At 63.7% G+C, this 26,853-nt stretch carries 28 protein-coding genes; 16 read left to right on the top strand and 12 right to left on the bottom strand.

The window, feature by feature from the left end; translation table 11 throughout:
- The first annotated feature begins 35 nt into the window (after window positions 1–35).
- Both AB4M76_RS02060 and AB4M76_RS02055 read left to right on the top strand, forming a co-directional pair.
- Complete coding sequence (locus AB4M76_RS02060; protein WP_368440328.1) at window positions 36–785, top strand: SDR family oxidoreductase; 750 nt, start codon at window positions 36–38, stop codon at window positions 783–785.
- A complete protein-coding gene (locus AB4M76_RS02055) occupies window positions 782–1,396 on the top strand; it encodes an enoyl-CoA hydratase/isomerase family protein (RefSeq protein ID WP_368440147.1) in 615 nt (204 codons plus the stop codon). The genes AB4M76_RS02060 and AB4M76_RS02055 overlap by 4 nt, the downstream gene beginning before the upstream one ends.
- On the opposite strand, the gene AB4M76_RS02050 is transcribed toward AB4M76_RS02055, so the two are convergent.
- Window positions 1,393–1,698, bottom strand: coding sequence for an HNH endonuclease (locus AB4M76_RS02050; protein ID WP_368440146.1), 306 nt, complete (start codon window positions 1,696–1,698; stop codon window positions 1,393–1,395). The genes AB4M76_RS02055 and AB4M76_RS02050 overlap by 4 nt on opposite strands.
- A 122-nt stretch (window positions 1,699–1,820) precedes the next feature.
- On the opposite strand from AB4M76_RS02050, the gene AB4M76_RS02045 reads away from it, so the two are divergent.
- Entirely contained in the window at window positions 1,821–2,999 is a 1,179-nt protein-coding gene (locus tag AB4M76_RS02045; protein WP_368440145.1) for a TIGR03862 family flavoprotein, read from the top strand.
- Here AB4M76_RS02045 and AB4M76_RS02040 read toward each other — a convergent pair.
- From AB4M76_RS02040 to AB4M76_RS02020, 5 genes are all read right to left on the bottom strand, one after another.
- Complete coding sequence (locus AB4M76_RS02040; RefSeq protein ID WP_368440144.1) at window positions 2,996–3,589, bottom strand: glutathione S-transferase family protein; 594 nt, start codon at window positions 3,587–3,589, stop codon at window positions 2,996–2,998. The two genes, AB4M76_RS02045 and AB4M76_RS02040, sit on opposite strands and share 4 nt — an antisense overlap.
- 17 nt (window positions 3,590–3,606) lie before the next feature.
- Window positions 3,607–4,605 (bottom strand): DNA polymerase III subunit delta, encoded by a 999-nt coding sequence (gene holA / locus AB4M76_RS02035; protein ID WP_368440143.1) that lies wholly within the window; start codon window positions 4,603–4,605, stop codon window positions 3,607–3,609.
- A complete protein-coding gene (lptE, locus tag AB4M76_RS02030) occupies window positions 4,602–5,102 on the bottom strand; it encodes an LPS assembly lipoprotein LptE (RefSeq protein WP_368440142.1) in 501 nt (166 codons plus the stop codon). Before lptE ends, holA begins: the two co-directional genes overlap by 4 nt.
- Window positions 5,089–7,635 carry a leucine--tRNA ligase gene (leuS, locus tag AB4M76_RS02025; RefSeq protein WP_368440141.1) on the bottom strand — a complete coding sequence of 849 codons (2,547 nt, stop codon included), beginning with the start codon at window positions 7,633–7,635 and terminating at the stop codon, window positions 5,089–5,091. Before leuS ends, lptE begins: the two co-directional genes overlap by 14 nt.
- 81 nt (window positions 7,636–7,716) lie before the next feature.
- Window positions 7,717–8,211, bottom strand: a complete 495-nt coding sequence (locus tag AB4M76_RS02020) for a DUF3576 domain-containing protein (protein ID WP_120350007.1) — start codon at window positions 8,209–8,211, stop codon at window positions 7,717–7,719.
- Window positions 8,212–8,502: 291 nt separating this feature from the next.
- Between AB4M76_RS02020 and AB4M76_RS02015 the strand changes: the two genes are divergently transcribed.
- Window positions 8,503–9,465, top strand: coding sequence for a porin (locus AB4M76_RS02015; RefSeq protein WP_368440140.1), 963 nt, complete (start codon window positions 8,503–8,505; stop codon window positions 9,463–9,465).
- Between the two features lie 102 nt (window positions 9,466–9,567).
- On the top strand, window positions 9,568–10,221 hold the full coding sequence (locus tag AB4M76_RS02010; RefSeq protein WP_368440139.1) for a YggS family pyridoxal phosphate-dependent enzyme: 654 nt from the start codon (window positions 9,568–9,570) through the stop codon (window positions 10,219–10,221).
- On the opposite strand, the gene AB4M76_RS02005 is transcribed toward AB4M76_RS02010, so the two are convergent.
- Window positions 10,211–10,705: a L,D-transpeptidase gene (locus AB4M76_RS02005; protein WP_368440138.1), complete on the bottom strand. Its 495-nt coding sequence runs from the start codon at window positions 10,703–10,705 to the stop codon at window positions 10,211–10,213. The genes AB4M76_RS02010 and AB4M76_RS02005 overlap by 11 nt on opposite strands.
- Window positions 10,702–11,793, bottom strand: coding sequence for a GTP cyclohydrolase II (ribA, locus tag AB4M76_RS02000; protein WP_368440137.1), 1,092 nt, complete (start codon window positions 11,791–11,793; stop codon window positions 10,702–10,704). Before ribA ends, AB4M76_RS02005 begins: the two co-directional genes overlap by 4 nt.
- Before the next feature lie 162 nt (window positions 11,794–11,955).
- Between ribA and AB4M76_RS01995 the strand changes: the two genes are divergently transcribed.
- The 5 genes from AB4M76_RS01995 (at window position 11,956) to AB4M76_RS01975 (ending at window position 15,549) form a co-directional block, all read left to right on the top strand.
- Window positions 11,956–12,642 carry a response regulator transcription factor gene (locus AB4M76_RS01995; RefSeq protein WP_368440136.1) on the top strand — a complete coding sequence of 229 codons (687 nt, stop codon included), beginning with the start codon at window positions 11,956–11,958 and terminating at the stop codon, window positions 12,640–12,642.
- 283 nt (window positions 12,643–12,925) lie between these two features.
- On the top strand, window positions 12,926–13,714 hold the full coding sequence (locus AB4M76_RS01990) for an exodeoxyribonuclease III (protein WP_368440135.1): 789 nt from the start codon (window positions 12,926–12,928) through the stop codon (window positions 13,712–13,714).
- A gap of 54 nt (window positions 13,715–13,768) precedes the next feature.
- Window positions 13,769–14,689: a thioredoxin gene (gene trxA / locus AB4M76_RS01985; RefSeq protein WP_368440134.1), complete on the top strand. Its 921-nt coding sequence runs from the start codon at window positions 13,769–13,771 to the stop codon at window positions 14,687–14,689.
- Between the two features lie 27 nt (window positions 14,690–14,716).
- Window positions 14,717–15,361: an LON peptidase substrate-binding domain-containing protein gene (locus AB4M76_RS01980; RefSeq protein WP_368440133.1), complete on the top strand. Its 645-nt coding sequence runs from the start codon at window positions 14,717–14,719 to the stop codon at window positions 15,359–15,361.
- Entirely contained in the window at window positions 15,358–15,549 is a 192-nt protein-coding gene (locus AB4M76_RS01975) for a Trm112 family protein (RefSeq protein WP_368440132.1), read from the top strand. The genes AB4M76_RS01980 and AB4M76_RS01975 overlap by 4 nt, the downstream gene beginning before the upstream one ends.
- Here AB4M76_RS01975 and AB4M76_RS01970 read toward each other — a convergent pair.
- Window positions 15,546–16,772 (bottom strand): FAD-dependent monooxygenase, encoded by a 1,227-nt coding sequence (locus AB4M76_RS01970; protein ID WP_368440131.1) that lies wholly within the window; start codon window positions 16,770–16,772, stop codon window positions 15,546–15,548. The genes AB4M76_RS01975 and AB4M76_RS01970 overlap by 4 nt on opposite strands.
- 85 nt (window positions 16,773–16,857) lie before the next feature.
- Here AB4M76_RS01970 and AB4M76_RS01965 point away from each other — a divergent pair, with 85 nt between their 5' ends.
- The 4 genes from AB4M76_RS01965 (at window position 16,858) to AB4M76_RS01950 (ending at window position 23,175) form a co-directional block, all read left to right on the top strand.
- On the top strand, window positions 16,858–18,192 hold the full coding sequence (locus AB4M76_RS01965) for an amidase (protein ID WP_368440130.1): 1,335 nt from the start codon (window positions 16,858–16,860) through the stop codon (window positions 18,190–18,192).
- Between the two features lie 120 nt (window positions 18,193–18,312).
- The gene (locus tag AB4M76_RS01960; RefSeq protein WP_368440129.1) at window positions 18,313–19,497 is read left to right on the top strand and encodes an aminotransferase class I/II-fold pyridoxal phosphate-dependent enzyme; all 1,185 of its coding nucleotides are present in this window, start codon (window positions 18,313–18,315) and stop codon (window positions 19,495–19,497) included.
- A gap of 12 nt (window positions 19,498–19,509) precedes the next feature.
- On the top strand, window positions 19,510–22,410 hold the full coding sequence (locus tag AB4M76_RS01955) for a DNA translocase FtsK 4TM domain-containing protein (RefSeq protein ID WP_368440128.1): 2,901 nt from the start codon (window positions 19,510–19,512) through the stop codon (window positions 22,408–22,410).
- Window positions 22,411–22,569: 159 nt separating this feature from the next.
- On the top strand, window positions 22,570–23,175 hold the full coding sequence (locus tag AB4M76_RS01950; protein WP_368440127.1) for an outer membrane lipoprotein carrier protein LolA: 606 nt from the start codon (window positions 22,570–22,572) through the stop codon (window positions 23,173–23,175).
- 106 nt (window positions 23,176–23,281) lie between these two features.
- Here the strand turns inward: AB4M76_RS01950 and AB4M76_RS01945 are convergent, their stop codons facing one another.
- Window positions 23,282–23,872: a lytic transglycosylase gene (locus AB4M76_RS01945; protein WP_368440126.1), complete on the bottom strand. Its 591-nt coding sequence runs from the start codon at window positions 23,870–23,872 to the stop codon at window positions 23,282–23,284.
- A gap of 289 nt (window positions 23,873–24,161) precedes the next feature.
- Between AB4M76_RS01945 and hspQ the strand changes: the two genes are divergently transcribed.
- Window positions 24,162–24,488 carry a heat shock protein HspQ gene (gene hspQ, locus AB4M76_RS01940; protein ID WP_368440125.1) on the top strand — a complete coding sequence of 109 codons (327 nt, stop codon included), beginning with the start codon at window positions 24,162–24,164 and terminating at the stop codon, window positions 24,486–24,488.
- A 194-nt stretch (window positions 24,489–24,682) separates the two neighbouring features.
- Here hspQ and AB4M76_RS01935 read toward each other — a convergent pair whose 3' ends face one another.
- Both AB4M76_RS01935 and AB4M76_RS01930 read right to left on the bottom strand, forming a co-directional pair.
- A complete protein-coding gene (locus AB4M76_RS01935) occupies window positions 24,683–25,180 on the bottom strand; it encodes an ATP-binding protein (protein ID WP_368440124.1) in 498 nt (165 codons plus the stop codon).
- A 4-nt stretch (window positions 25,181–25,184) separates the two neighbouring features.
- On the bottom strand, window positions 25,185–25,523 hold the full coding sequence (locus AB4M76_RS01930; RefSeq protein ID WP_368440123.1) for an STAS domain-containing protein: 339 nt from the start codon (window positions 25,521–25,523) through the stop codon (window positions 25,185–25,187).
- An 87-nt stretch (window positions 25,524–25,610) separates the two neighbouring features.
- On the opposite strand from AB4M76_RS01930, the gene AB4M76_RS01925 reads away from it, so the two are divergent.
- Complete coding sequence (locus AB4M76_RS01925) at window positions 25,611–26,783, top strand: acetyl-CoA C-acyltransferase (protein WP_368440122.1); 1,173 nt, start codon at window positions 25,611–25,613, stop codon at window positions 26,781–26,783.
- Window positions 26,784–26,853 lie beyond the last annotated feature (70 nt).

Here is a 26,853-nt window from a genome sequence, read left to right as displayed (position 1 = left end):
GCGCAATGTATCAAGACGGCAGAAGGATCACGATGATGGATATGACGGGCAAGACAATCATGATCACCGGGGCCAGCCGGGGCATCGGTGCCGCTGCCGCGCGGGTTTTTGTCGCGGCGGGGGCGAATGTGGCCCTGCTGGCGCGGAGCCAGACGGCGCTGGCGGAACTGGCGGGCGAGCTGGGCGAGAGGGCGCTCGCCATTCCCTGTGATGTCACCCGCTATGGGGAGATGGCCAAGGCGGTCGAGGCCACGCAAGACGCTTTCGGCGGGCTGGATGTGCTGATCAACAACGCCGGGGTGATCGATCCGATCTCGCCTCTGGGCGAGGCCGACCCGGCGGAATGGGCCAAGGCGATCGACATCAATGTGACCGGCGTTTTCAACGGTATGCGCGCGGCGCTGCCGGTGATGAAGGCCCAGGGCGGTGGTTCGATCCTGACGATTTCTTCGGGCGCGGCCCATGGTCCGGTCGAGGCATGGAGCCACTACTGCGCCTCCAAGGCGGCGGCCAATATGCTGACCCAATGTTTGCACCACGAAGAGGGCGGCAAGGGCATCCGCGCCATTGGCCTCTCGCCCGGCACCGTGGCCACCGACATGCAGCGCGACATCAAGGACAGTGGCGTGAACCCGGTCAGCCAGCTTGATTGGGACGTGCATATCCCCGCCGATTGGCCGGCCCGTGCGCTCTTGTGGATGTGCGGCCCCGAGGCGGATCGTTTTCTGGGCGATGAGATTTCCCTGCGCGATGAGGGCATCCGCAAGGCCGTGGGCCTGATATGATCGAGCTTGACCGCGCCGGAGAGGTCTGGACCGTCACGATCAACCGCCCCGACAAGGCCAATTCTCTGACCCATGCGATGCTGGTCGAACTGGCCGAGATCATGGAGGCGGCGCAGGCCGCCCGCGTGGTGATCCTGACCGGGCGCGGCAAGGTGTTTTCTGCCGGCGCCGATCTGGAGGAAGCGCGGGCCGGGCTGGCCAAGTCTGACGTCTGGGAGCGGCTTTCGGGCGCGGTGGCGGCTCTGCCGGGGCTGAGCATCGCCGCGCTCAACGGGACATTGGCCGGCGGCGCCATGGGCATGGCGCTGGCCTGCGATCTGCGTCTTGCGGCGCCGGGGGCAAGGTTCTTCTATCCGGTGATGAAACTCGGCTTTCTGCCGCAACCCTCGGACCCGGCGCGGATGGCGGCGCTGATCGGCCCTGCGCGGACCAAGCTGATCTTGATGGGCGGGCAGAAGATCACGGCGGAAGAGGCGCTGGCCTTTGGCCTGATCGACCGCATCGTGGAGGCGGAAGAGTTGCAGGAACATGCGCAGGCGCTGGCCGCCGACACGTTGGCGGCGAGCCCGGAAATCGCGCAGGGAATCAAACGGATGTGCAACCCCGTCTAACGTTTGCGCGTGCCCCCGGGCACTTTGGAGCGGAAGCCGGGCGGGCGTTTCGCCACCCAGGCGGCGAATTTCGCCAGCCTTGGATGGCTGCGCAGCGCCTCGGGCGTGTTGTAGTGCCGCGCCAGTTCGGTCTCGGTCAGGGCGGCGTGCACCTCGCGGTGGCAGATGTGATGCATGAGCACGGTCGGCCCGCCCTTGCCGCCGCGCAGCTTCGGGATCAGATGGTGCAGGCTTTGCGGCACCTCCGGCGGAATCGACCGCAGGCAAAGCGGACAGGTCGGCAGGTCTTCGTCATCCCGCATGGCGCCCCCCTTTCGCTTGCGTTGCACAGTCCCGGCAGGCAAGAGAATGTGGCAATCCACGCCGCAGGCAAGAGGGACCGTCACATGAAGCGCGCCAGAACAGCACAGCGCAAGGCCAGCGCATGACCCGCGCGCTGGTGATCGGCGGCGGCCCGGCAGGGCTGATGGCGGCGGAAGCAATGGCAACGGCCGGGCTGTCGGTGACGCTTTGCGAGGGCAAACCTTCGGTCGGGCGCAAGTTCCTCATGGCGGGGAAGTCGGGGTTGAACCTGACCAAGGCAGAGCCCTTCGATCCCTTTCTTTCCGCCTTTGAGGAAGCCGCCCCGGTCCTGCGCCCGATCCTGCAGGCCTTTGACGCGCAAGCGGTGCAGGACTGGGCCGAAGGCTTGGGCCAAGAGATGTTCACCGGCTCCACCGGGCGGGTTTTCCCTCGTGCGATGAAGGCGTCACCGCTGCTGCGGGCATGGCTCGCGCGGCTGGCGGAAGGCGGGGTGACGATCAATACCCGCTGGCAGTGGCAGGGCTGGGATGGGGATGCATTCACCTTTGATACGCCCGGCGGGCGCGAAGCGGTCACTGCCGATGTGACGGTGCTGGCCCTTGGCGGCGCGAGTTGGCGGCGGCTTGGTGCGACGGGTGAATGGGCGCCCTTGCTGGCGGACCACGGCGTGGCCCTTAGGGATTTTGCTCCGGCCAATGTCGGGCTGCTGGTCGATTGGTCACCGCATATGACCCGCCATTTCGGCGCGGCGCTCAAGGGGGTGGCATGGCGCGCTGGTCCCTACCACTCGCGCGGGGAGGCGGTGATCTCGGCCCGCGGGCTGGAGGGGGGCGGCATCTACAGCGTCTCGCGCGGGCTGCGCGAAGGGCATCCGCTGACGCTTGACTTGCTGCCGGACTTGCAGGCCCACGAGGTGGCGGCGCGTCTGGCAAAGCCGCGCGGCAAGGACAGTCAGGCCAACCATCTGCGCAAGCGGCTGAAACTCAGCCCCGCGCAAATCGCGCTGCTGCAAGAAATGGCCCGCCCGCTGCCGCAGGAGGCCGGGGCGCTGGCCGCTTTGCTGAAAGACCTGCCCATCGCCCATGCCGGGCTGCGCCCGATGGATGAGGCGATTTCGACGGCGGGCGGCGTGCGGTTTAAGGCGCTCGACCAAGGGTTGATGCTGCGCGACCTGCCGGGGGTTTTCGTGGCGGGCGAGATGCTGGATTGGGAAGCGCCCACGGGCGGCTATCTGATCAACGGCTGTCTGGCGACCGGCCATTGGGCGGGCCGCCATGCTGCGGAGTGGGCGCGGCGTTAACCGTCTTCCTTGGCCATCGCGGCGAGGAAAGCGGGGCGTTCGCGCAGGGATTTCGCCCAGAGGTTCAGCTTGTCATCCACCCGCGGAAACTTCGCGCCGATGGACCAGTTGATGCAATGCACCGCTAAGAGGTCGGGCAGGGTGATCTGGTCCCCCATCAGGAACGGCCCCTCAAGCCGGTCGGACAGGGTTTTGGCCGCGCGTTCGAACTCGGCTTTCAGACTGTCCTTGATCGCGGGCACGCGGGCCTCTTCGGGAAAGACGAAACTATGTTTCGCCGCCGCCCAAAGCACCGCGTCGAATTCGTCGATCAACCAAAAGGTCATCGCATCCTGCCGCGCGCGCTCGGGCGTGCCGGCAGGGGCGGTGAGCGCCCCGTGTTTGTCGGCCAGATAGGTCATGATCGCGGTGGAATCGGTCAGCACCTCATCGCCGTCCAGAAGCGCGGGGATCTTGCCCGAAGGGTTGTATTTCCGCGCCTCTTCCGAGCGCGGTGCTGCGGGGTTCAGCGCATAGGGCTGGCCCAGTTCTTCGAGCATCCACATGACGCGAAAGGCCCGGGGTTTGGTGCCGCCGATGACTGTGTACATGGGTTTCCCTTTCAAAATCAACGTTGTGCGCCCAGCATCGCCAGACGGATAAAGGCCCGTTCGACCAGCGCCAGTGCCGGCGCGTGCTGGCCTGCGGAGCGCAGTTTGAGGTCGGTCTCGGTCAGCACCGCCAGCGCGGTTTCCAGTTTCACCGCGCCCCAGTTGCGGGCTTGGCGCATGGCGCGGTCGCGGTCGCGCACGCCATAGATCGGCGCGCCGGGGTTGGCAGCGATGCGGTAGAGGGTGCGGAAATGCCGGGTGGCCATGATGGTCAGCGTCACCGGGTTCACGCCCTGGCCTTGCAGCTTGCTCATCACCGGGCCGATCTCGGCGGCGCGGGCCTCGGCCACCACATGCAGGATGTCGTCCACCTCGGCCTCGGTCGAGGTGGGGGCGCAGGCGGCGATGTCATCAAGGCCGATGGGGGTGCTGTCGTCCAGTTTATAGAGCGTGATCTTTTCCAGCGTCTGCCGGAAATCGCCGGGGTCGAGGGTGCGGGCGAGATCGGTCAGGGCGGCCATGGCGTCGGCCTCGGGGGTGAGGTCCGCATCTTTGAGCATCTGTTCGATCTCGGCCCGGTCGGGCGGGTTGTCGTAGATGGCGGTGGCAAAGGCGTTGGGGTGGGTCTCGAAGGCTTTCAGTACCTTGGAGGTTTTCTTGAGATCGCCCCCGGTCACCACGATCTGCGCGTCGCCCGGCTGCCAGTCCTTCAGCGCGTCGAGCAGGATTTTCGCGATATTGTCATTCGCCTCTTCCACCAGCGCGGCCCGCGGGCCGGGGAAGAAGCCGACCGCCTTGATCGCGTCAAGCAGCATCGCCGGATCGCGGCGCAATTCGCCCGCGGGCATGCGGCTGAGGCGCATCTCCTCTTCGGCGTTGGGGCCGAGCAGGTTTTTCAGAAATTCCTGCCGTTTTAGCGCCACGCGCATGGCGTCGCTGCCATAGATCAACAGCCCCGTGCGCGCGGGATCGGGCCGCGCGAAATAGGGTTTCGCCTCGCGCGGGGTCAGTTTCATTGGGGCAGGTCGGCCGCGTAGAGACGGCTGATCACGAGGTCGGCCAGAATCACCATCAGCCGCTCCTGCGCATCCAGTTCCGCCGCGCGGGTGGCGACGGTGGTGCCGGTGGCGGAATAGCCGGTGAAGCTTTCGACCTTGCCCGAGGTCACGATCTGCCCGCTGTCGAGGTCGCGCAGCGCATAGGCGGTGGTGCCCAAGAGGTTGTAGCGCCGCGTGTTGCCTTCGCTGTCGATGGCGAGCCCGTCTTCGGCCGTGGTGGTGGTCAGCGCCAGCCCCCATTTCGGCGCAGACGCGCGGCCCAGACGGCTTTCCAGCTCGCGCACCAGAAAATAGCCAAAGCGGTCTTCCGGGGCGTCCACCAGCACGCGGTTTTGCAAGGCCGTGCCCGCGCCGCCGGGGCCATAGACCGGCTCGAACCCGCAGGCGGCGAGCGCCAGAAGGGGCAGGGCCAGCAGGAAGCGGCGGCGCGAGGAGGCGGGTTTAGGCAACGACATTCACAATCCGTCCGGGCACGACGATGACCTTTTTCGGCGTGGCCCCGTCGAGCGTTCGAATGACAGCTTCATGCGACAGCGCGGTTTTTTCAACCTCTTCCTTCGGCATGTCGGCAGGCACTTGGATTTCCGCGCGGCGTTTGCCGTTGATCTGGATCGGCAGGGTCACGGTGTCATCCACCAGCATCGCCTCATCAGCCTTGGGCCAAGGCGCGTTGACGATCAGCCCTTCGCCGCCCTGATGCGCCCAGATGTCTTCCGACAGGTGGGGGGTCATCGGCGACATCAGCTGCGCCAGCGTCATGATCGCTTCGCGCTGCGCGGCATAGCCGGCCTTGGATTTCTGCAAGGTGGCGGTGAAAGCATAGAGCTTGGCGATGGCGGCGTTGAAGCCAAAGGATTCCACGCCCATGGTCACGTCATGGATCGTCTTGTGCATCGCGCGCAGCAGGTCTTCGTCGCCGGTGCCTGGCGCCTCGCGGTCCATCTCGCCCACGCGGTCGCAGATGTTCCAGACGCGCGAGAGGTGTTTATAGGCGGCCTCGGCGCCAGAGGCGGTCCATTCCACGTCCCGCTCGGGGGGCGAATCGCTCAGCACGAACCAGCGCGCGGTGTCGGCGCCGTAGTTCGAGATGATATGCAGCGGGTCGACGACGTTTTTCTTCGACTTCGACATTTTGGCGGAGGAGATGATCTCCACCTCGGTGCCGTCGGCCAATTTGCCCTCGGTCACCTCTTCGGGCAGGTGATAGACCGGACGGCCATTGGCGTCGCGGGTCTGGTAGATTTCATGCGTCACCATGCCTTGGGTGAAGAGCGCGTCGAAGGGCTCTGCCGCACCCTCGGGCAGATGGCCGGTGATCTGCATGGCGCGGGCAAAGAAGCGGGCGTAGAGCAGGTGCAGAATCGCATGTTCGATGCCGCCGATATATTGATCGACGTTCATCCAATATTGCGCGTCTTCCATGACCGTTGGCGTCTCGGCCCGGGGCGCGGTGAAACGGGCGTAGTACCACGAGCTGTCGACGAAAGTGTCCATCGTGTCAGTCTCGCGCCGCGCATCCTTGCCACAGGCCGGGCAGGCGCAGTTGCGCCATGTCGGGTGTCGGTCGAGCGGGTTGCCCGGCGTGTCGAAGCTGACGTCATAGGGCAGTTCGATCGGCAGGTTCTCTTTCTTTTCGGGCACCACGCCGCAGGCGTCGCAATGTACCACCGGGATCGGGCAGCCCCAGTAGCGCTGGCGCGAGAGACCCCAGTCGCGCAGGCGGTATTTGGTCACGCCGGTGCCAATGCCGTTCTCCTCGCAGAAGGCGATGGCCGCATCGACGCCTTCTTCGCCGGTCTGCCACTGGTCGCCTGCAAAGCCACGGTTGTAGAAGACCTTTTCGGTCTTCGGCGGCACATAGGCCTCGGTCAGTTCGGGCGAGGCGTCTTCGGAGGGCAGGAAGGTCGAGATGATCGGCAGGTCGTATTTCGTGGCAAAGTCGAAGTCGCGCTGGTCATGGCCCGGGCAGCCAAAGATCGCGCCGGTGCCATAGTCCATCAGGATGAAGTTGGCGATATAAACGGGCAGTTCATGCGCCGTATCAAAGGGAAGGCGCACGCGGATGCCGGTGTCATAGCCTAGTTTCTCGGCGGTCTCGATCGCCTCTTCGGTGGTGCCGCCCTTGCGGCATTCCGCGCAGAAAGCGGCCACGGCCTCATCGTCGCGCTCCAGCGTCTTGGCCAGCGGGTGATCGGGCGAGATGCCGATAAAGGACGCGCCCATGAGCGTGTCCGGGCGGGTGGTATAGACTTCGATCCGGTCGAAACCTTCAGGCGCTTCAATGGTCGAGAAGGCAAACTGCAAGCCGCGCGACTTGCCGATCCAGTTCGCCTGCATCAGCTTCACCTTGGCGGGCCAGTTGTCGAGACTGTCGAGCGCCGAGAGCAGCTCCTCGGAATGGTCGGAAATCTTGAAGAACCACTGCGTCAGCTCGCGCCGCTCCACCGGCGCGCCGGAGCGCCAGCCGCAGCCGTTCTCGACCTGCTCGTTGGCCAGCACGGTCATGTCGACCGGATCCCAGTTCACCACGGCGTTCTTGCGGTAGACGAGACCCTTTTCGAGAAAATCGAGGAACAGCGCCTGTTGCTGGCCGTAGTAGCCCGGATGGCAGGTGGCGATCTCGCGCGACCAGTCGATGCTGAGGCCGAGCGGTTTCATCTGCTCTTTCATCGTGGCGATATTGTCGTAGGTCCAATCCGCCGGGTGGCCGCCGATCGCCATGGCGGCGTTCTCGGCGGGCATGCCAAAGGCGTCCCAGCCCATCGGGTGCAGCACGTTATGGCCGGTCGCGATTTTGTAGCGCGCGATCACATCGCCCATCGTGTAGTTGCGCACATGGCCCATGTGGATGCGCCCCGAGGGGTAGGGGAACATCTCAAGCACGTAGTATTTCGGCTTGTCGGCCTTGCGGGTGGCCTGAAAGACGCCATCCTTTTCCCAGGCTTGCTGCCAGCGGGTTTCGATCTCGGCGGGGGTATAGCGGGGCATGAGTGGACCTTATGACATGAAAAACGCCGGGCTGCTGCTTTCACAAGGCCCGGCGTTGGAAACGTGTTGAGTTAAGCGGGCTCAGAATCTGCTGTCGGACACGCGCATCTCCCGCGCCCGGCTGAGGATCGCATCCTCTACCGCGCGGGTTGTCGCGCGGGCCACCGGCTGACCGCCCGAGGATTGCAGCGCCACGTTGAGCGAGCGCGCGTCCAGTGCCGGATCGTCGATCAGCACGGTCGCGCGATACGCACGGCCACCGCCCGGAGGGGTGCCGTAGCCTGTGACGATAACCCCGGTGAAAGGATCGACCGATTGCACCGGCAGGAAGTTCAGCACTTCCAGCGAGGCCGACCAGAGGTACTTGTTCACCGAAACGCTGGAATCCGTGTTCTTGCGATTGAAGATCGACCAGATCGTATTGTCTGGATTGGTCTCAATGTTATTGGGATTGTTCGGGTTGGTGTATTGATCCGGCCGTTCCGTGGCTGGGCTGCCAAAGCCCCCACCACAGGCGGCAAGCGCGCTGAGCGCCAGAACGGAGATCGCCATCTTGCAAGCGGTACGAAGGGCCATTGCAGCTTTCCTTTGCCTGTTTGCGCTCCGGTCTATCCAAGCAGGCCCTTATCGGCAAGGTCTATGTCATAGGTGCCTGTTCGGGCGCTCTGCCCCTGCGCCAAAGGCAGTAACGAGCAGGCGGGGCAGGCCCGGGCGGCGAAACTGTGGCATAGCTGCACCAGCGTCAGCGACATTGAGGGCGGGGGGCGCGTGAACCTTGCCAAGTGCGGGGCATTGGGGGCAAACACCCTTCATACCCTTACCGGATTCCCCGGTCTGGGCATATGAATTCAAACCGAGGGAAAACTCATGAAAAAAGTTCTCTTCGCTACAACAGCCCTGGTTGCGACCGCCGGTGTAGCAGCAGCAGACGTGACATTCGGCGGCTACGGCCGTTTCGGCATCATGTACAACGACAACGACTCCGATGGTGGCGACAGCGACACAGACGTGACTTCGCGTCTGCGCCTGCAGATCGACGCAACAGCTGAGTCCGACGCTGGCGTTGTCTTCGGTGCACGTATGCGCATCCAGCAGAACAACACTGATAACAACGGCAACGTAGATCCCGGCCCTGATGGCATTTACGGCAATGCTGATGACTTCCTCGAGGACGCTGGCCCTGCTGGCACAGGCATCAACGGCGTGCGTTTCTTCGCTCGCACCGGTGGTTTCGAAGTCGGCGTTGGCAACATCTTCGGCGCTCTGGAATCCATGCCGGGTCAGTACCCCGTTGACATGGGTCTGACCGGTCTGGGCTATGACTACACCGCTTTTGACGACCGTGCAGATCAGTATTCTTCTGGCGGTAACGGCGCGGCTGGTTCCAACGGCGTTGAAGTTCTGTACTCCGCTGGTGATCTGGCAGTGCACGTGTCGGCTTCCGACATTAACGACCGCGTTGCTGGTTACGTTGCTTACACATGGAGCGGCTGGACCTTCGCAGTTGGTGGCCAAGACTCCGACGCGGCAAGCGACACCGAGTGGACAGCGACAGCTGGCGGTTCCTTCGGCATCGCAGACGTAACTCTCGCCTATGCTGATAACGGCACCGGTGGTGACCGCGTTGTTCTGGCTGGCCGCTTCGACGTAGGCGCTGCAACAGACATCGAAGTCTATGTTGCTGACAACGACGGCGGCACAGAAGACGACACCGGTTACGGCATCGACTTCAATCACGACCTGGGCGGCGGCACCTCGCTGCGCGGCGGTGTGGTTAAGCAGTTCGACGGCGACACCGTTGCCGACATGGGTGTTCGCTTCAACTTCTAAGTTGAACGACATACTGTGAATATTGGGGCAGGCCTTTCGGTCTGCCCCTTTTCTTTTGCGCGGGCCTGTTGTTCTCTGCGCGCCTGAAATGGAGGGCCGAAAATGAGTCTGAGCGACATCCAAAACCGCATCACGAAAGCCGAAGCCGATGCAGTCCGCGCGGCAGGGTCGGTCACCTTGATCGCCGTCAGCAAGGTTCAGCCCGACGCGCGTGTGCGTGCGGTCTTGGAAGAGGGGCACCGCTCTTTCGGTGAGAACCGCGTGCAAGAGGCGGCGGGCAAATGGCCCGGCTTCCGCGAGGATTTCGACGGCATCGACCTGCACATCATCGGCCCCTTGCAAAGCAACAAGGTTCGTCAGGCGATGGAACTGGCAGAGGCGATCCACACCGTTGATCGCCCCAAACTGGCCAAGACCATCGCGCGTCTGGCGCAGGAAATGGGCCGCTGTCCCGATCTGTTCATTCAGGTCAACACCGGCGAAGAAGATCAGAAGGCCGGGGTGATGCCCCGTGAGGCGGATGATTTCATCGCTGAATGCCGTGCGCTGGACCTGCCCATCAAGGGGCTGATGTGCATCCCCCCGGTGGATGAGGCCCCATCGCTGCATTTCGCCCTGCTGGCCAAGATTGCCGCGCGCAACGATCTAAGCGGCCTGTCGATGGGCATGAGCGGTGACTTTGAGCAGGCCATTGCGCTCGGTGCCACACATGTGCGCGTCGGCTCTGCCATCTTTGGCGAGCGGGTTAGCGAATAATCAGCCGTGTCGCGGGGCCAATCTGCGCCGCGATATGATGCAGATCGCGCCGCGAAAAGGCCACACAGCCTTCCGTCGGATAGCCGGGCCGCCGCCATTGATGGATAAAGATCGCGGAGCCGCGCCCCGCTTCGGCCTCGGGCCAGTTCCAATCGGTCAGGATCACCAGATCGTAAAGCGGGTCGGCCCGGCGCAGCGCCTCATGGCTATGGGGGTAGGGGGCGCGGACCCGATGGTTGTAATCGGGCTGGCCGCTGGCATCCGACCAAAGATCGCCCGGCAGGATCGGCTGCGCCCAGGCGCTCGGCGCGGGGATACGGTCGGGCCGATAGAGCATCCCCACCAAGCGGTGCACCCCGCGCGGCGTGGCCCCGTCACCTTCGCGTTTGCTATTCGTTAGCCCGCCCTTGCCGATGCTGCAGGCATAGCGCCGGCCTTGAAAGCGCAGCCCGGTCGGGGTCAGAACCATATCGTTCGGGGTCACAGCAGATGCCCTGACTTGGCGGCCTTGGTCGCCAGATAGGCGCTGTTGTGGCGGTTTTCGCCCACGGCCAAAGGCACCCGTTCGGTGACGGCGATGCCGCTTTGCTCCATCATGCCGACCTTGCGCGGGTTGTTGGTGAGCAGCCGCACCGCAGAAAACCCCATCGAGCGCAGGATGTCAGCGCCCAGCCGGAAGTCGCGCTCGTCATCTTCAAACCCCAGCCGATGATTGGCTTCGACCGTGTCAAACCCCTGATCCTGCAAGGAATAGGCGCGCATCTTATTGGCAAGGCCAATGCCGCGCCCCTCTTGGTTGAGATAAAGCAGGACACCATGGCCTTCGCCGCCCATCTGCGCCAGCGCGGCCCGAAGCTGGGGGCCGCAGTCGCATTTCAGGCTGCCCATCAGATCGCCGGTGAAACAGGCCGAATGCAGGCGGCACAGCACCGGCGTATTGCGGGCGGGGCGGCCGATCTCGATGGCGTAATGCTCTTCGCCGCCGTCCTCGGGGCGGAAGATATGCAGCCGGCCAGCCTCTGACACCTCCATCGGCAGGCGGGCGTTGACCACCGGATGCAGCGCACTGCGCCGGGCCAGAACGGGGGCGGCGGCGGTGAGGTCGATGAGGGTCAGCCCATGCTGGCGCGCGAAATCCGCCCCCTGCGGCAGATCGAGCACCAGGGCCGCAGGCAGCATCCGCGCGGCCTTGACCAGATCGAGCGCGGCGCGATGGGCCGCCGTATCGCCGCCGCGGGCAGTCTTGAGCGGCCCTTTCATCGGGGCGCGCAGGTCGTCTGCCGGGTCGGCGATGCTTTGCACCCAGGCCGGGGTCGCGCCCGCAGGCAGCAGGACACGGGCAAGGCTGCCGTCATAGGCGCGCGCCTTGAGGGTCTCCGCCCGCCAGGCGGTGATTGCCAGCACCGGGGCGCCGCCCAGGGCCAAGACATCCGCCAGCCGCGGCGCCGTCAGCGTTTCCGCCGCCAGCACCAGTGCCGCTTGGCCATTGTCATCCAGCACCACGGGCACGCCCATGCGCAGATCGGCCCGCGCGCGCGCAAGCTGTTCGGTAATGTCGGGGGCGAAACTCATAATCCGTGGCAACTCCGCAGAGGCTTTGGGAGTTATCTAAGATATCCTGCAGGGAATTGAAACATTTGCCGCTCTGCCGACACGAGGCCGTGAAGCCACTGTTGCATCCCTTGCCCGAGGCGCGCCCGAGGGGCATGTTCAAGGCAACAGACGGAGGACCAGATGGCCCAGCTTAAGAAAATTCTGCTTGTCGATGATGACGATGACCTGCGCGAAGCGCTCAGCGAGCAGTTGATCATGACCGAAGACTTCGACGTCTTCGAAGCCGCGAATGGCACCGACGCGATGGCCCGCGCCAAAGAGGCGCTTTATGATCTGGTGATCCTCGACGTGGGTCTGCCCGATACCGATGGCCGCGAGCTTTGCCGTTTGATGCGCAAGCAGGGGGTGAAAAGCCCGATCCTGATGCTGACGGGTCATGACACGGACGCCGACACGATCCTTGGCCTTGATGCCGGGGCGAATGACTATGTGACCAAACCGTTCAAATTCCCCGTCCTGCTGGCCCGCATCCGTGCGCAGCTGCGCCAGCATGAGCAATCCGAAGACGCGGTGTTCCAGCTTGGCCCCTATACGTTCAAACCCGCGATGAAGGTCTTGGTGACCGAGGACGACCGCAAGGTGCGCCTGACCGAGAAGGAAACCAATATCCTGAAATTCCTCTACCGGTCGAACGATGGTGTGGTGCCGCGTGATGTGCTGCTGCATGAGGTCTGGGGCTATAACGCCGGGGTCACGACCCATACGCTTGAGACCCATATCTACCGGTTGCGACAGAAGATCGAGCCTGACCCTTCCAACGCCCGTTTGTTGGTCACGGAATCAGGCGGTTATCGATTGATGTCGTAAATCCGGGAACCAATTCCGGCCCCCGTGGTTGGAATCCCTGAGAGGCGGGGTTTTCATGACCCGCCCCTCGGTTTGAACCCGAAGATTGTGCCCGGGCAATGGTACATACCTCCCTGTTGGACTGGCCGGGCCTTTGCGCCCGGCCGTTTTTTGTAGGGGGGCGGCCCGGCCCGGAATCACGCCGTAGGCGCCGGGCCATCGCAAGGAAGCCCCATTTCCGCATGGCACCCCGGCGCCCCTCACGTTACTGTGCCGGACCACCCCCAGACCGGAGCCTGCCCCCATGTCCTTTTCCCTCGCCACCTGGAACATCAACTCCGTCCGCCTGCGCGAGCCTCTGGTGCTGAAACTGCTGGCCGAACACGGGCCGGACGTGCTCTGCCTGCAAGAATGCAAAAGCCCGGTCGACAAGATCCCGGTCGAGGCGTTCAAGGCGGCGGGTTACACCCATATGGTGGCGCGCGGGCAGAAGGGTTACAACGGCGTGGCGATCCTGTCGAAGCTGCCGCTGCTGGACGCCGGCGATCAGGATTTCGCCACGCTGGGCCACGCCCGCCATGTCGCGGCCCAGTTGGAGAATGGCACCACGATCCACAACTTCTATGTCCCGGCGGGCGGTGACAAACCCGACCGCGAGATCAATGAGAAATTTGGCCAGAAGCTCGACTACCTGTCGGAGATGCGCGACTGGTTTCATAGCGAGAAGCCCCAGAAGTCGATCCTCGTGGGTGATCTCAACATCGCCCCGCGCGAGGATGACGTCTGGGACCACAAGAAACTGCTGAAAGTCGTGAGCCACACGCCCGTCGAAGTCGAAGCGCTTGGCGAAGTGCAGGACTCCGGCGCTTGGGTCGACATCACGCGGCAGGACATGCCCGAGGGCAATCTCTATAGCTGGTGGTCCTACCGCGCCGCCGATTGGGACGCTGCCGACAAGGGCCGCAGGCTGGATCATATCTGGGCCACATCGGATATCGCACAGGCCGGACATTCCAGCCACATCGTCCGCGCTGCGCGCGGATGGGAGAAACCCAGCGACCACGCGCCGGTTTTTGCCAGTTTTGACCTTTGAATCACGCCCCTGCACGTCCATATAAGGCCAAACGCGATTAGCGAGGATGACAGCATGACCGACCTGAACCTTTCCACCGCCGCCCCGGCAGACGCCGATCTGATCAAGGACACGACCGAAGCGACCTTTATGGCCGATGTCGTCGAAGCCTCGCAAACCGTGCCGGTGATCGTCGATTTCTGGGCCCCATGGTGCGGCCCCTGCAAGACGCTCGGCCCGATGCTCGAAGACGCGGTGCGGGCCGCCAAGGGCGCGGTGAAGATGGTCAAGGTCGATGTCGATCAGGCGCAGGCCATCGCCGGGCAGTTGCAGATCCAGTCGATCCCCACGGTCTATGCTTTCTACAAAGGCCAGCCGGTCGACGGTTTCCAAGGCGCGCTGCCGCAGTCCGAGATCAAGGCTTTCGTTGATCGTGTGGTCAAAGCAGGCGGCGGCGAAGCCCCCGGCGATACGCTGGCGGATGCGGTCGAGGCGGCCGAAGAGATGCTGACCGAAGGGGCGGCGACAGACGCGGCACAGACCTTTGCCGCGATCTTGGAAGAAGACCCGATGAACGCGCCGGCCTATGGCGGCATGGTGCGGGCGCATATCGCCATGGGCGCATTGGATCAGGCCGAAGCGCTGCTGAACGGCGCGCCGATCGAAATTTCGAAAGCGCCCGAACTGGAAGCGGCCCATGCGCAGTTGCAACTGGCGCATCAGGCGGCGGATGCCGGCCCGGTGGCGGAATTGACCGAAAAGGTCGAGGCGAACCCCGACGATCATCAGGCCCGCTTTGATCTGGCCCAGGCACTCTATGCGCATAACGATGCCGAAGCCGCTGTCGATCATCTGCTGGAACTGTTCCGCCGGGATCGCGAGTGGAACGACGGCGCCGCGAAGACGCAGCTTTTCACCATTTTCGAGGCGCTTAAACCCAATGATCCCGTGGTCTTGAACGGGCGCCGCAAACTGTCGTCGATGATATTTGCCTGACGGGGTGGGCGCACTACGTCCCTCATCATGATCAAGCCCGCCGAATTGCCTCAGACTATCGCGATCTTTCCGTTGGCAGGGGCGCTGCTGCTGCCCCGCTCGCGGCTGCCGCTGCATATCTTTGAGCCGCGGTATCTTCAGATGATCGAAGACGCTCTGAAGACCGATACGCGGCTCATTGGCATGGTGCAGCCGAATGAGGTGCCGGGGCGCGACGGGCCGCAGTTGCAGAGCATCGGCTGCGCCGGGCGTATCACCCAGTTTTCCGAGACCGAAGATGGGCGCTATATGGTCACCCTCGCGGGCATGTCGCGGTTCCGGGTGGTGCAGGAGATCGATGGTTTCAGCCCCTACCGCCGCTGCGATGTGAACTGGGCGGGCTTTGAGCGTGATCTGGGCGCGGGCGAGGTTGACGCCAGCTTTGACCGGCCGCGCTTTCTTGATCTGCTGGGCCGCTATTTCGATACCAAGGGCTTGTCAGCCGATTGGGATACGTTGAAAGAGGCGGAGGACGAGCTGCTGATCAACTCGCTGTCGATGATGCTGGATTTTGAGGCCGAGGACAAACAGGCCCTGCTTGAAGCGCCATCGCTGGAGACCCGGCGCGAGACCTTGGTGACACTGATCGAATTCGCCATGCGCGGCGGTCAGGAAGAAGGATTGATGCAATGACCGACCCCGTGACCGTGCAATTTGACCGTCGGATGCTGGAGGCGCTGATCTGTCCCCGCAGCCAGAGCACGCTGACTTATGACGCGGAAAAGCAGGAGCTGGTGTCGAAAGCCGCCGGTCTGGCCTATCCGATCCGCAACGGCATCCCGGTCATGCTGCCCGATGAGGCCCGGAGGCTGGAACCCTAAAGCGGTTTGCCCCGCATCAGCCGGGGCAATTCCCCGGTCAGCCCCGCCGCTTCGCGGATGAAGCCCCGGCGCAGGCCGGGCAGGGCATTCACCGCCGCCATACCCATGTCGCGGGCCAGTCGAACCAGCGCATTATCGTTCGAGAACAGCCGGTTAAAACTGTCGGTCGCCAGGGCGAGGCTGGCGTTGTCGAACCGTCGCCATTCCTGATAGCGCGCCAGGACCGCCTCGCTGCCGGGGTCTTCGCCGCGCCGAACCGCATCGGCGAGCACCTCTGCCAGAGCCGCCACATCGCGCAGCCCTGCGTTCAGCCCTTGGCCCGCAATCGGATGCACCCCATGCGCCGCATCGCCCAGCAGTGCCACACGCGGGGCGGTCATGGCATGGGCCAGCGACAGGCCAAGCGGGTAGCAATAGCGCGCGCCGGTCAGGGAAATCTCGCCCAGGAAACTGCCGAAACGCGGGCGCAGAACCTCCAGATATTGGGCATCGGGCAGCGCGTTGATCGCCGCTGCATTCGCAGTGCTTTCGCTCCAGACGATGAGCGAGCGGTTGCCCCTCAGCGGCAGGATCGCCAGCGGGCCGGGGGGCATGAAGAACTGATGCGCGATGCCGTGATGCGGCTTTTCGTGATTGACCACACAGACCAGCGCGGTCTGGCCATAGGACCAGGCAATGCGCTTGATGCCCGCGCGTTCCGCGGTGCCCGAACTGCGCCCATCGGCGCCGATAGCCAGCCGCGCGCGCAGGGTCGCGCCGCCCTCGAAGGTCAGCGTGATGCCGGTGGGGTCGACCGTCTGATCGGTGACCCGGGTGCCGTTTAGCTGGGTGATCGCCGGATCGGCTTTCACCGCCTCAAGCAGGGCGCGGCGCAGATGCCGGTCTTCGACCATATGGCCCATCGGGCCTTCTTCGATCTCGGCATGGTCGAAATGCATGAACATGGGCGAGGGGCCGGTGCCAGCGCGGCCATCGGTGACTTTGATCTCAAGCATTGGCTGGGCCTGCCCGGCAATCTTGGGCCAGATGCCGATCCCCTCCATCAGCCGCACCGAGGTCAGCGCCAGCGCATAGGCGCGGCCATCGAATTCGGCGTCCTCAAAGGTCTGCGCGGGCAGCGCGTCGATCACAGCCACACGCAGGCCAGCGCGGCTGAGGGCCAGGGCAAGGGCGGGGCCGTTCAGCCCGCCGCCGATGATTGCGATATCGTGGTCAAATTCCATGGCCCTAAATATGACCTGCGCGCGGGGATTGTCCATGTGCGGAACGGTCGCTAGGTTCGCGGCATCGAACGCCAAGGGGGACGACATGCGCGAATGGTTGGAAATGACAGCGGCGGATCTGGGGCGCGGCATCGCCGCGGGGGATATCGATCCGGTCGCGCTTTGTGAGACCTACCTTGATGCCATCGACGGGCATCCGATGCGCGACCGTATCTATGCCCGCGTCACCCCCGACCGCGCCCGCGCCGAAGCGGCCGCCGCGGCTGAGCGGGCGCGCGACGGGCAGCGGTTGTCGCCGCTTGATGGGGTGCCGATCTCTTGGAAAGACAATTTCGACAGCGCAGGGACGGAAACCGAAGCGGGGACGAAGCTGCTCGAAGGCCGGGTGCCTGAGCAAGACGCCGAAGTCCTGCGCAATGCCACCGCGATGGGGCTGGTCTGTCTGGGCAAGACCCATATGAGCGAGTTGGCGTTTTCCGGCCTCGGCCATAACCCCAGCACCGCGACCCCGCCTTGCATAAACGAGCCTGACAGCGTGTCGGGCGGCTCCTCGTCGGGGGCGGCGGCGTCGGTGGCCTATAATCTCGCCGCGGCGGCGATCGGGTCTGACACCGGCGGTTCGGTGCGGATCCCGGCGGCGTGGAACGATCTGGTTGGGCTCAAGACGACTGCGGGGCGGGTGTCTTTGGCCGGGACGGTGCCATTGGCCGCCAAGTTCGACACGGTCGGCCCCCTATGTCGGTCGGTGGAGGATGCCGCGCTTTTGCTGGCCTTGCTGGAGGGCGAGAAACCGGCGGACCTGCTGGAGAGCGAGCTGGAAGGCTGCCGGTTTGCGGTGCTCACGAATGTGGTGATGGACGACCTTTCCGACGCGCCGAAAGCGGCTTTCGAAGCCGCTGTGGCACTTTTGAAAGAGGCCGGGGCCACCGTGGATGAGATCGAGGTGCCCGAAGTGACGGAGGCGATGCCGCTCAGCTCCTGCCTCTACACCACCGAGGCCTACGGGTTGTGGCGCGATGTGATCGAGGCCAACCCCGACGCGATGTTCAGCGAAATTCTTGAGCGTTTCCAGTTGGGCAAGACCTTCACCGGTCCCGATTACGTCGCCGCCTGGGCCAAGCTCGATCTGGCCCGCGCAGGCTATGACCGGGCCGTGGCGGGCTATGATGCGGTGCTGGTGCCGACCGCGCCGATGCTGCCGCCGAACATCGAGCGGCTGAACAGCGACCATGACTATTACCTCGCGCAGAATCTCCTGTCGCTGCGCAACACGCGAGTCGCGAATCTCATGGGGCTCTGCGCGCTGACCCTGCCCACAAGCACGCCGTCCTGTGGTCTCTCTTTGATGGCCGCGCCCCATGCCGAAGAACAGCTTTTGCGCCTTGCTGCAGCGGCTGAAGCGGTGCTCAACGAGGCGTAACAGCGCACGACTTAAAAGCCACAAGGGCCGCAAATCTCCCGGTTTTTCTGGACGGGGGAGGCGCCCTTGGATACCTTGGGGCAAACGGGGCGTTAATGATCCCGATCCGAGGCAGTTGTGATGATTTATTCCGAGCGGTTTTCGAACCTTCCGGCCCACGTGTGGCCGCGCCTGCGCGCTTTGCTTGATGGGCAAGAGGGCGGTGGTACGCCTGTGCATATGACCATCGGGGAGCCGAAACATGCGTTTCCCGCATGGGTGACCGATGAAATTACCAAACATGCGGAAGGGTTTAACAGATACCCGCCGAATGACGGCTCGCCCGAATTGCGCGGGGCGATTTCGGCATGGATCGCGCTGCGCTACGGCGTCGAGATGGACCCCGACAGTGAGGTCATGGCGCTGAACGGCACCCGCGAGGGGCTTTACAACGCTGTCATCGCGCTCTGCCCGGAGACCAAGAATGAGGAAAAATCGGCCATCCTGATGCCGAACCCCTTTTACCAAGTCTATATGATCGGCGCGATTTCCGGAGCGGCAGAGCCGATCATGGTGCCCGCCACAGCCGAGACCGGCCATCTGCCCGATTACACCAGCCTGCCCGAAGAGGTGCTGCGCCGCACCACGGCGGCTTATCTGTGCTCGCCCGCCAACCCGCAGGGCGTTGTCGCTTCGCGCGACTATTGGGCTGATCTGATCGCGCTGGCCGAGAAATATGATTTCCTGATCTTCGCGGATGAATGCTATTCCGAGATCTACCGTGACACACCGCCCACCGGTGCGCTGGAGGTGGTCAAGGAGCTTGGCACCGACCGCAACCGCGTGGTGGTCTTTCACTCGCTGTCGAAACGTTCCAACCTGCCGGGGCTGCGGTCGGGCTTTGCCGCCAGCGGGGCAGAGACGATGCGCGAGATGAAACAATTGCGCAATTACGCTGGCGCGCCGCTGCCGCTGCCCTTGCAGCAGGCCGCCGCCGCGGTCTGGGCCGATGAGGCGCATGTGGAAGAGAACCGCGCGCTCTACCAAGAGAAATACGCCATTGCCGACCGGATCTTTGGCGATGTGCCGGGCTATGCCAGCCCCGAGGCGGGGTTCTTTCTCTGGCTCCCGGTCGAGGACGACGAGGCAGCGGCGCTGAAGCTCTGGCGCGAGACCGGCGTGCGGGTGCTGCCCGGCAGCTACCTGTCGCAGGACGTGGCGGGGGGGAACCCCGGCAAGAATTACATTCGGGTCGCCTTGGTGGCCCCAAAGGACGAAACGACGCGCGGGTTGCAAGCGATCCGCGACTGTCTGTATTCGACATAAGCGAGGGACGACATGGCATTTCAGACACGGGGACGCGATCCATTGCTAGACAGCAACATGGCCGAGGCAATCGAAAAGCGCGGTCGTGAACTGCTGGGGCTGGCACTGATCATGCTGGGCATCATGGCCGCCATGATGATCGGCAGCTACACGCCGGATGATCCCAACTGGATGGTTTCGACCGATGCGCCGGTGCAGAACTGGATGGGCCGGATCGGCGCCTCGATCGCGGCACCGCTCTTCATGATCGTGGGCTGGGGCTCTTGGGGCATCGCGATTGTCCTGCTGCTCTGGGGCGGGCGTTTCGCGCTGCATCTGGGCGAAGACCGGGCCATCTCGCGCTTGATCTTTGCCCCCATCGCCGTGGCGCTTGGTGCGATCTATGCCGCCACGCTGGCCCCCGGTCAGGACTGGCTGCTGACCCATAGCTTTGGACTTGGCGGGCTCTTTGGCGACACCGTGATGGGGGCGCTGCTGACCATCCTGCCGATTGGCTCGACCCTGACCGTCAAGCTGATGTCACTGCTGATGGGCGTCGCCATCGTGGCGCTTGGGGCCTTTGTTCTGGGCTTCACCAAGGCCGAGCTGCAACGCATCCTGCGCTTCATGCTGGTGGGGTTGATCATGGCCTATGCCGGGTTGATGAACCTCTTGGGCCGCGGTGCAAGCGGGGCGGTTTTGACGGCACAGAACCTCGCCGCGCGGCAGGCCGACCGGCGGGAGCGCCGCCGGCTTGAGGCCGAAGAGGCCGAGACATGGGCCGCGCAGGCCGATGACGACTACTATGCGCGGGCGCCAATGGCGGAGCCAGAGGAGCAGCGCGGCAGTCTCTTTGGCCGCATGCCCGGCCTGATCAAACGCCCCGAAGCCGAGGCGATGCCCGAGCCGGAACTGATCGAGACCTATAGCGATGCCATCGTCGACGAAACACCGGGCGAAGACCGTATCAAGAACAAGATCGCCGATGTCATCAAGAACCGCGTGCGCACGGCCAATGCCGTGCATACCCCCACCACCGCCCCGCTGACCAAAGGCCGGGGCAGGGGGCCTGACCCCTTGCTGCTCAACACCAGCCAGCCCGCCGCCCTGCGCGCCGAGCCGCCGCTGACCGCTGGCCCCGCCACGCTGCGCCCGGAACCGCTGCTGCGCAAACCGCAGGCCCAGCCCGAGCCGACGCCGGAACCGATGCAGCCGATGCAAGAGCCGATGGTCGAGGGCTATCAGGACACCGTCACCTCTGAAACGCTGCCGCTGCAAGACGCACCCGCGCCAGAGGCGATGAAAATCCCTGTGGCCGAGCCGCGCAAAGTGGTGCAGCAGCCGACCCGCAGGGTCGTGCAGCCGTCCAAGCAAGCGCAGGTCGAAGCACAGCCCGCCCTGACCTTTGAAGACACGCATCCCGGTTTCGAGCTGCCGCCGCTGAGCCTTTTGGAAAGCCCCGAAAGCGTCGAGCGTCTGCACCTGAGCGATGAGGCGCTGGAAGAAAACGCCCGGATGCTGGAAACCGTGCTGGATGACTATGGCGTCAAAGGCGAGATCGTCGCCGTGCGCCCCGGCCCGGTCGTCACCATGTATGAGCTGGAGCCCGCCCCGGGCCTCAAGGCCAGCCGCGTGATCGGTCTGGCGGACGATATCGCGCGCTCCATGGCGGCGCTGTCGGCCCGTGTTTCGACCGTGCCGGGCCGCTCGGTGATCGGCATCGAACTGCCCAATGAGAACCGCGAGAAAGTGATCCTGCGCGAGATCCTGTCGAGCCGTGATTTCGGCGACGGCAACCAGCGCCTGCCGCTGGCGCTCGGCAAGGACATCGGCGGCGACCCGGTTGTCGCCAACCTTGCCAAAATGCCCCACCTGCTGATCGCGGGGACCACCGGTTCGGGTAAATCCGTGGCGATCAACACGATGATCCTGTCGCTGCTTTACAAGCTGACGCCGGAAGAATGCCGGTTGATCATGATCGACCCCAAGATGCTGGAACTCTCGGTCTATGACGGCATCCCGCATCTGCTCTCGCCGGTTGTGACCGACCCCAAAAAGGCCGTGGTCGCGCTGAAATGGACCGTGGGCGAGATGGAAGAACGCTATCGCAAGATGTCCAAGATGGGCGTGCGCAACATCGAAGGCTACAATGGCCGGGTGCGCGACGCGCTGGAAAAAGGTGAGATGTTCAGCCGCACCGTGCAGACCGGCTTTGACGAGGACACCGGTGAGCCGATTTTCGAGACCGAGGAAACCACACCCGAGGCGCTGCCCTATATCGTCGTCATCGTCGACGAGATGGCCGACCTGATGATGGTCGCGGGCAAGGAGATCGAAGCCTGCATCCAGCGTCTGGCGCAGATGGCGCGGGCCTCGGGCATTCACCTCATCATGGCCACCCAGCGGCCTTCGGTCGATGTGATCACCGGGACGATCAAGGCGAACTTCCCCACCCGGATTTCCTTCCAAGTGACCTCGAAAATCGACAGCCGTACGATCCTGGGCGAGATGGGGGCCGAGCAGCTTCTGGGCATGGGCGACATGCTTTACATGGCGGGCGGGGCCAAGATCACCCGCTGCCATGGCCCCTTCGTCAGCGACGAGGAAGTCGAGGAGATCGTCAACCACCTCAAGCAATTCGGCGAGCCGGATTACGTCGGCGGCGTGGTCGAAGGCCCCTCGGAGGACAAGGAAAGCAACATCGACGCGGTGCTGGGCCTTGGCGGCAATACCGACAGCGAAGACGCGCTTTATGACACCGCCGTTCAGGTGGTCATCAAAGACCGCAAATGCTCCACCTCCTACATCCAGCGCAAGCTGGCGATCGGCTATAACAAGGCCGCGCGTCTGGTCGAGCAGATGGAGGAAGAGGGGCTCGTCTCCCCCGCCAACCATGTCGGGAAGCGCGAAATTCTGGTGCCGGAGCAGAATTAAGCGCCCCCTTTCCAAACCGAGACAGAACACCGTCGGGCGGCCCCCGGCGGTGTTTTTCTTTGCGCTCTTGAGATGGTTAGCGAAAAACCGCCCCCTGATATCGAATATCAAAGAGACCCGCCCTATGTCTGATGGTGAGACAACACAGGACTTGAACACATGCGTAAACTTACTTCTGCGATCCTTGCGGTTGGGCTGGCTGTATCGGCACCTTTTGCGGCGGCGGCGCAGCAATTGTCACTGGGCGAAATCTCTGGCTACCTGAACCAATTGCGGACCGCCAAGGGCGCTTTCACCCAGATCAATGACGATGGGTCGGTCAGTTCTGGCACGGTCTATATCAAACGCCCCGGCAAGGTGCGCTTTGAATATAACGCCCCGGATTCCGGGCTTGTCGTGGCCGGGGCGAATACCGTTGTGATCTATGACAAGAAATCCAACCAGCCGGCAGAGACCTATCCTTTGTCGCGCACGCCGCTCTCGATCATTCTGGCCGACCGTGTCGATCTGGGCCGGGCCCGGATGGTGACGGGCCACAGCTATGACGGCACGGCGACCACGGTCACGGCGCAGGACCCGGCCAACCCGCAATATGGCAACATCCAGATGAAGTTCACCGGCAACCCGGTGCAGCTGCGTCAATGGGTGATCAACGACGGCAATGGCGGTGCCACCACGGTGGTGCTCGGTGACATGCAGACAGGGGTGAATATCCCCAACAGCATGTTCGACACCGGCGCTGCCCGCGCCAATACGGACCGCTGATCGCGGCCCGAATGGGTCTTCCCGAACAAGGAAAAAGGGCGACGGTCGCACCGTCGCCCTTTGTCATTCCGGTCTGGTCAGTGGTCTGGTCGAGAAGTTCTGGCCCCTACCACCAGCCGAGCCGGCAGGCCGCAATCTGGCGTTGATAGAGCTTCGCGCGGGCGTCCACTTTTCCAGCGACCCCGACCAGCCAGGCCTTGTTGTTGTAGCTTTGACGCGAGAACCCGGTATGCCCTTCGTGATAGGCCAGATATTGGTTGCGGGCATCATGCAGGGACACGCCATTCCGGTCCCGGGTCAGGTTCATATACCAACCCATGAAATCACTCGCATCGCGGATCTTGTCGCGCTTGGCCCAGCGGCGGCCTTCGGATTCCAGATATTCATCCCATGTGGCGTCCAGGGCCTGAGAGTAGCCAAAGGCGCTGGATTGCCGGCCCATCGGAATCACCCCAAGCACATATTTGAACGGCGTGCGGGCATCGGCGACGAATTTGCTTTCCTGATGAATGGTGGCCATCTGCACATGGATCGGCACGCCCCATTTGCGCTCGGTGGCGCGGAACGCTTTGTGGTAATCGGGGCGCTCTTTGAGAATCGTGCAGGCATTGTCCAGATCGCGCGGGGCCGATTGCTGACCGCCGCCGCAGGATGCCACCAGCAGCACGATTATCATTGCGCGAAGATGCTTGCTCATCTGCCTCTCGCCTTTTTTATCTGACGTGTTTTTATGGAGTTTATACGATTCTGGCCTCCGATCACATCACAATTTTTGACTTTCTATGCGCGGCCTTCGGCGTCAAAGCGCCGGTTTGGCAGGGCCGGACAGGCAAGTCCTCGCCGGGGAAACGGGGGCGGCTTCATCTCAAATAGGCAAGCGCCACCGGACAGGTCAAAATCAGGACCTGTTTCCCTGCCACAGGCGGCTGGGATTGAGCAAAAGCCCCTTGAACCGATGACAAGTGAGGGGTAGGGGCTGCCATGTTATGATACGCAGGCGCGCAAAATATCACCTCGGTCAGGTTGTCCGACATAAGAAACATCCCTTTCGCGGGGTGATTTTTGACGTCGATCCGGAATTTGCCAATACCGAGGAATGGTACGAGTCGATCCCCGAGGAAAACCGCCCCGTCAAGGATCAGCCGTTCTATCATCTGCTGGCCGAGAATGATCAAAGCTACTACGTGGCCTATGTGTCAGAGCAGAACCTCGTGGCCGATTATTCGGGCGAACCGGTGGACCACCCCGATATCCCTGATCTCTTCGGCCCGTTCAAAGATGGCGCCTATCCACTGCATTTTCAGCTGAACTGATCCCGGCCTCGCTGCGGTCGCAGCCCTTCCCAGAGCTCTGCTCGCGCGAAAAATACACAGCAGAGTTCCTCGGCACCGCGCACTGGGTGGGGGCTATTAAACGCGGTACCGAGGGAAGCCATATGCAGCTACATGAGCATCTATGCCGCCCAACCATGGCGCAAATGTGATCCGCGTTGGGCTGTTTTAGGGTATCATTCCGGGCGGGCAGCGCCCGACCTGCGGGTCTGCGAGGGCCGCGGCACCGCAAGGTGCAAATCAAGCTGGTTCTCCTGAGCAACCCGGCGATAGGTCAGATCCTCGGCCAGATCCCGGATCAGAAACCAGCCAAACCCGCCTTCGGGCAAATCCGCCGCATCGGTATCGACGCTTTGCGCCATGCCCAGGGGCGCCTGCCCCCCGGGCATCGGCAGGCCGCTGTCGCGCAGTTGAAAATGCAGCCCATCCCCGGCATGGCGGCAGGCCACATGGATCGGTCCCGGCGCTTTTGGGTCCGGGTAGGCATGTTCGACGATATTGTTCAGCACTTCTGCCAGCACCAGCTCCACGGTGCTCGCCACCTCAGCCTCCAGCGCCAGGGGGCGCAACCCCTCCAGCACCCGGCGCAAAGCCTCGCGCGTGGCAAGGTCGCTGCTTTGCACAGAAAAGGCGAAAGAAATCAGCGGTGGCGGGCCCGCGGAGGGATCCGGCATGGCATCAGGCCCGATGGGCGGTCAAAGCCGCGTCGAGCGTGCCGAAGACGCTGAAAACCGAATCCATCCGCGTCAGCTTGAACACTTTCTCCACCGCCGGGGTCAGCCCCGCCAGCACCAGCGCACGTTGCGGCGTGAGATGTTTCATCGTGGCAACGATGGCCCCCAAACCGCTGGAATCGATGAAATCCACCTTTTGCAAATCAAGGATCACCACCCCCGGCGCATTGGCCGTGGACTGGCGCATCGCCTCCTTGAACTCCAGCGCGGCGGCGGCATCAATCCGTTCATGCAACACGCTGACCACGCAAAAGCGGTCTTCTGTTTTTGCGGAAACTTCCATAGACAGACCTCAAGACTTCAATGTTCCAGACGTGATTAACCGCAATTCCTTACCAAGAGGTATGCGGGACAGCTTAGGGAGACGATGATGCGCAATGTCGTGATAACCGGTGCCGCAAGAACCCCGATGGGCGGATTTCAAGGGGCTTTCGGCAGTCTCACCGCCGCCGAACTGGGCGGCAGCGCCATCAAGGCCGCGCTGAACGGCCAAGACCCGGCGCAGGTGCAAGAGGTGCTGATGGGCTGTGTTCTGCCCGCAGGGCAGGGCCAGGCCCCCGCGCGTCAGGCGGGTTTCAAGGCCGGGCTCGGCGAAGATGTCCCCGCCACCACGCTCAACAAGATGTGCGGCTCGGGCATGAAGGCGGCGATGATGGCCTTTGACCAGATCGCCCTTGGCCAGACCGATGTGATGGTCGCCGGCGGCATGGAAAGCATGACCAACGCCCCCTATGTGCTGCCCAAAATGCGCGGCGGCGCGCGGCTGGGGCATGGGCAGGTGATCGACCATATGTTCCTCGACGGATTGGAAGACGCCTATGACAAGGGCCGCCTGATGGGCACCTTTGCCGAAGACTGCGCCGAGCGGTTCCAATTCACCCGCGAAACCCAGGACGACTATGCGCTGGCTTCGCTTTCGCGGGCGCTTGAAGCGCAGGAAAACGGAGCCTTCACCGATGAGATCGCCCCGGTCGAGGTGAGCTCGCGCAAGGGCAGCAACACGGTCAGCGCGGATGAGCAGCCCGCCAGCGCCCGGCCCGAGAAAATCCCGCAGCTGAAGCCCGCCTTCCGCGAGGGTGGCACGGTCACGGCGGCCAATTCCTCGTCGATCTCAGACGGGGCCGCAGCACTGGTGCTGGCGGATGAAGACAGCGCCAAAGCCAATGGCCAGACCATCCGCGCCCGCATCGTTGGCCATGCCAGCCACGCCCAGGCCCCCGGCCTTTTCACCACCGCCCCGGTCCCCGCCGCGCAAAAGCTGCTTGAGCGGATCGGCTGGAAGAAGGAGGACGTGGACCTTTGGGAGGTTAATGAAGCCTTCGCGGTCGTGCCGCTCGCCTTCATGCATGAAATGGGCCTGCCCCATGACATCGTGAACGTGAACGGCGGCGCCTGTGCGCTTGGCCACCCGATCGGCGCCTCGGGCGCGCGGATCATGGTGACGCTGCTGAACGCGCTTGAGAAACGCGGGCTGAAACGCGGCGTCGCCGCCATCTGCATCGGCGGCGGCGAAGGCACCGCCATCGCGATCGAACGCCCCTGAGCTTTTCCAGTTTCAAATACCTCTCGGGAGGGGGCAGACAGCCCCCCGCGCCATACCCGCAGCGAAAGAT

Origin of the sequence: Sulfitobacter sp. PS-8MA, assembly GCF_040933935.1 — a bacterium.
Classification (GTDB): Bacteria; Pseudomonadota; Alphaproteobacteria; order Rhodobacterales; family Rhodobacteraceae; genus Sulfitobacter.
The sequence above is the reverse complement of the archived record's forward strand: the minus strand, read 5'-3'. Positions and strand labels throughout refer to the sequence as shown.

Excerpts from the sequence above, each read along its gene's own strand:
- AB4M76_RS02060 (WP_368440328.1), top strand. The coding sequence starts at position 36 with ATGGATATGACGGGCAAGACAATCATGATCACCGGGGCCAGCCGGGGC.
- AB4M76_RS02055 (WP_368440147.1), top strand. The coding sequence starts at position 782 with ATGATCGAGCTTGACCGCGCCGGAGAGGTCTGGACCGTCACGATCAAC.
- AB4M76_RS02050 (WP_368440146.1), bottom strand. The coding sequence starts at position 1,698 with ATGCGGGATGACGAAGACCTGCCGACCTGTCCGCTTTGCCTGCGGTCG.
- AB4M76_RS02045 (WP_368440145.1), top strand. The coding sequence starts at position 1,821 with ATGACCCGCGCGCTGGTGATCGGCGGCGGCCCGGCAGGGCTGATGGCG.
- AB4M76_RS02040 (WP_368440144.1), bottom strand. The coding sequence starts at position 3,589 with ATGTACACAGTCATCGGCGGCACCAAACCCCGGGCCTTTCGCGTCATG.
- holA (WP_368440143.1), bottom strand. The coding sequence starts at position 4,605 with ATGAAACTGACCCCGCGCGAGGCGAAACCCTATTTCGCGCGGCCCGAT.
- lptE (WP_368440142.1), bottom strand. The coding sequence starts at position 5,102 with ATGTCGTTGCCTAAACCCGCCTCCTCGCGCCGCCGCTTCCTGCTGGCC.
- leuS (WP_368440141.1), bottom strand. The coding sequence starts at position 7,635 with ATGCCCCGCTATACCCCCGCCGAGATCGAAACCCGCTGGCAGCAAGCC.
- AB4M76_RS02020 (WP_120350007.1), bottom strand. The coding sequence starts at position 8,211 with ATGGCCCTTCGTACCGCTTGCAAGATGGCGATCTCCGTTCTGGCGCTC.
- AB4M76_RS02015 (WP_368440140.1), top strand. The coding sequence starts at position 8,503 with ATGAAAAAAGTTCTCTTCGCTACAACAGCCCTGGTTGCGACCGCCGGT.
- AB4M76_RS02010 (WP_368440139.1), top strand. The coding sequence starts at position 9,568 with ATGAGTCTGAGCGACATCCAAAACCGCATCACGAAAGCCGAAGCCGAT.
- ribA (WP_368440137.1), bottom strand. The coding sequence starts at position 11,793 with ATGAGTTTCGCCCCCGACATTACCGAACAGCTTGCGCGCGCGCGGGCC.
- AB4M76_RS01995 (WP_368440136.1), top strand. The coding sequence starts at position 11,956 with ATGGCCCAGCTTAAGAAAATTCTGCTTGTCGATGATGACGATGACCTG.
- AB4M76_RS01990 (WP_368440135.1), top strand. The coding sequence starts at position 12,926 with ATGTCCTTTTCCCTCGCCACCTGGAACATCAACTCCGTCCGCCTGCGC.
- trxA (WP_368440134.1), top strand. The coding sequence starts at position 13,769 with ATGACCGACCTGAACCTTTCCACCGCCGCCCCGGCAGACGCCGATCTG.
- AB4M76_RS01980 (WP_368440133.1), top strand. The coding sequence starts at position 14,717 with ATGATCAAGCCCGCCGAATTGCCTCAGACTATCGCGATCTTTCCGTTG.
- AB4M76_RS01975 (WP_368440132.1), top strand. The coding sequence starts at position 15,358 with ATGACCGACCCCGTGACCGTGCAATTTGACCGTCGGATGCTGGAGGCG.
- AB4M76_RS01970 (WP_368440131.1), bottom strand. The coding sequence starts at position 16,772 with ATGGAATTTGACCACGATATCGCAATCATCGGCGGCGGGCTGAACGGC.
- AB4M76_RS01965 (WP_368440130.1), top strand. The coding sequence starts at position 16,858 with ATGCGCGAATGGTTGGAAATGACAGCGGCGGATCTGGGGCGCGGCATC.
- AB4M76_RS01960 (WP_368440129.1), top strand. The coding sequence starts at position 18,313 with ATGATTTATTCCGAGCGGTTTTCGAACCTTCCGGCCCACGTGTGGCCG.
- AB4M76_RS01955 (WP_368440128.1), top strand. The coding sequence starts at position 19,510 with ATGGCATTTCAGACACGGGGACGCGATCCATTGCTAGACAGCAACATG.
- AB4M76_RS01950 (WP_368440127.1), top strand. The coding sequence starts at position 22,570 with ATGCGTAAACTTACTTCTGCGATCCTTGCGGTTGGGCTGGCTGTATCG.
- AB4M76_RS01945 (WP_368440126.1), bottom strand. The coding sequence starts at position 23,872 with ATGAGCAAGCATCTTCGCGCAATGATAATCGTGCTGCTGGTGGCATCC.
- hspQ (WP_368440125.1), top strand. The coding sequence starts at position 24,162 with ATGATACGCAGGCGCGCAAAATATCACCTCGGTCAGGTTGTCCGACAT.
- AB4M76_RS01935 (WP_368440124.1), bottom strand. The coding sequence starts at position 25,180 with ATGCCGGATCCCTCCGCGGGCCCGCCACCGCTGATTTCTTTCGCCTTT.
- AB4M76_RS01930 (WP_368440123.1), bottom strand. The coding sequence starts at position 25,523 with ATGGAAGTTTCCGCAAAAACAGAAGACCGCTTTTGCGTGGTCAGCGTG.
- AB4M76_RS01925 (WP_368440122.1), top strand. The coding sequence starts at position 25,611 with ATGCGCAATGTCGTGATAACCGGTGCCGCAAGAACCCCGATGGGCGGA.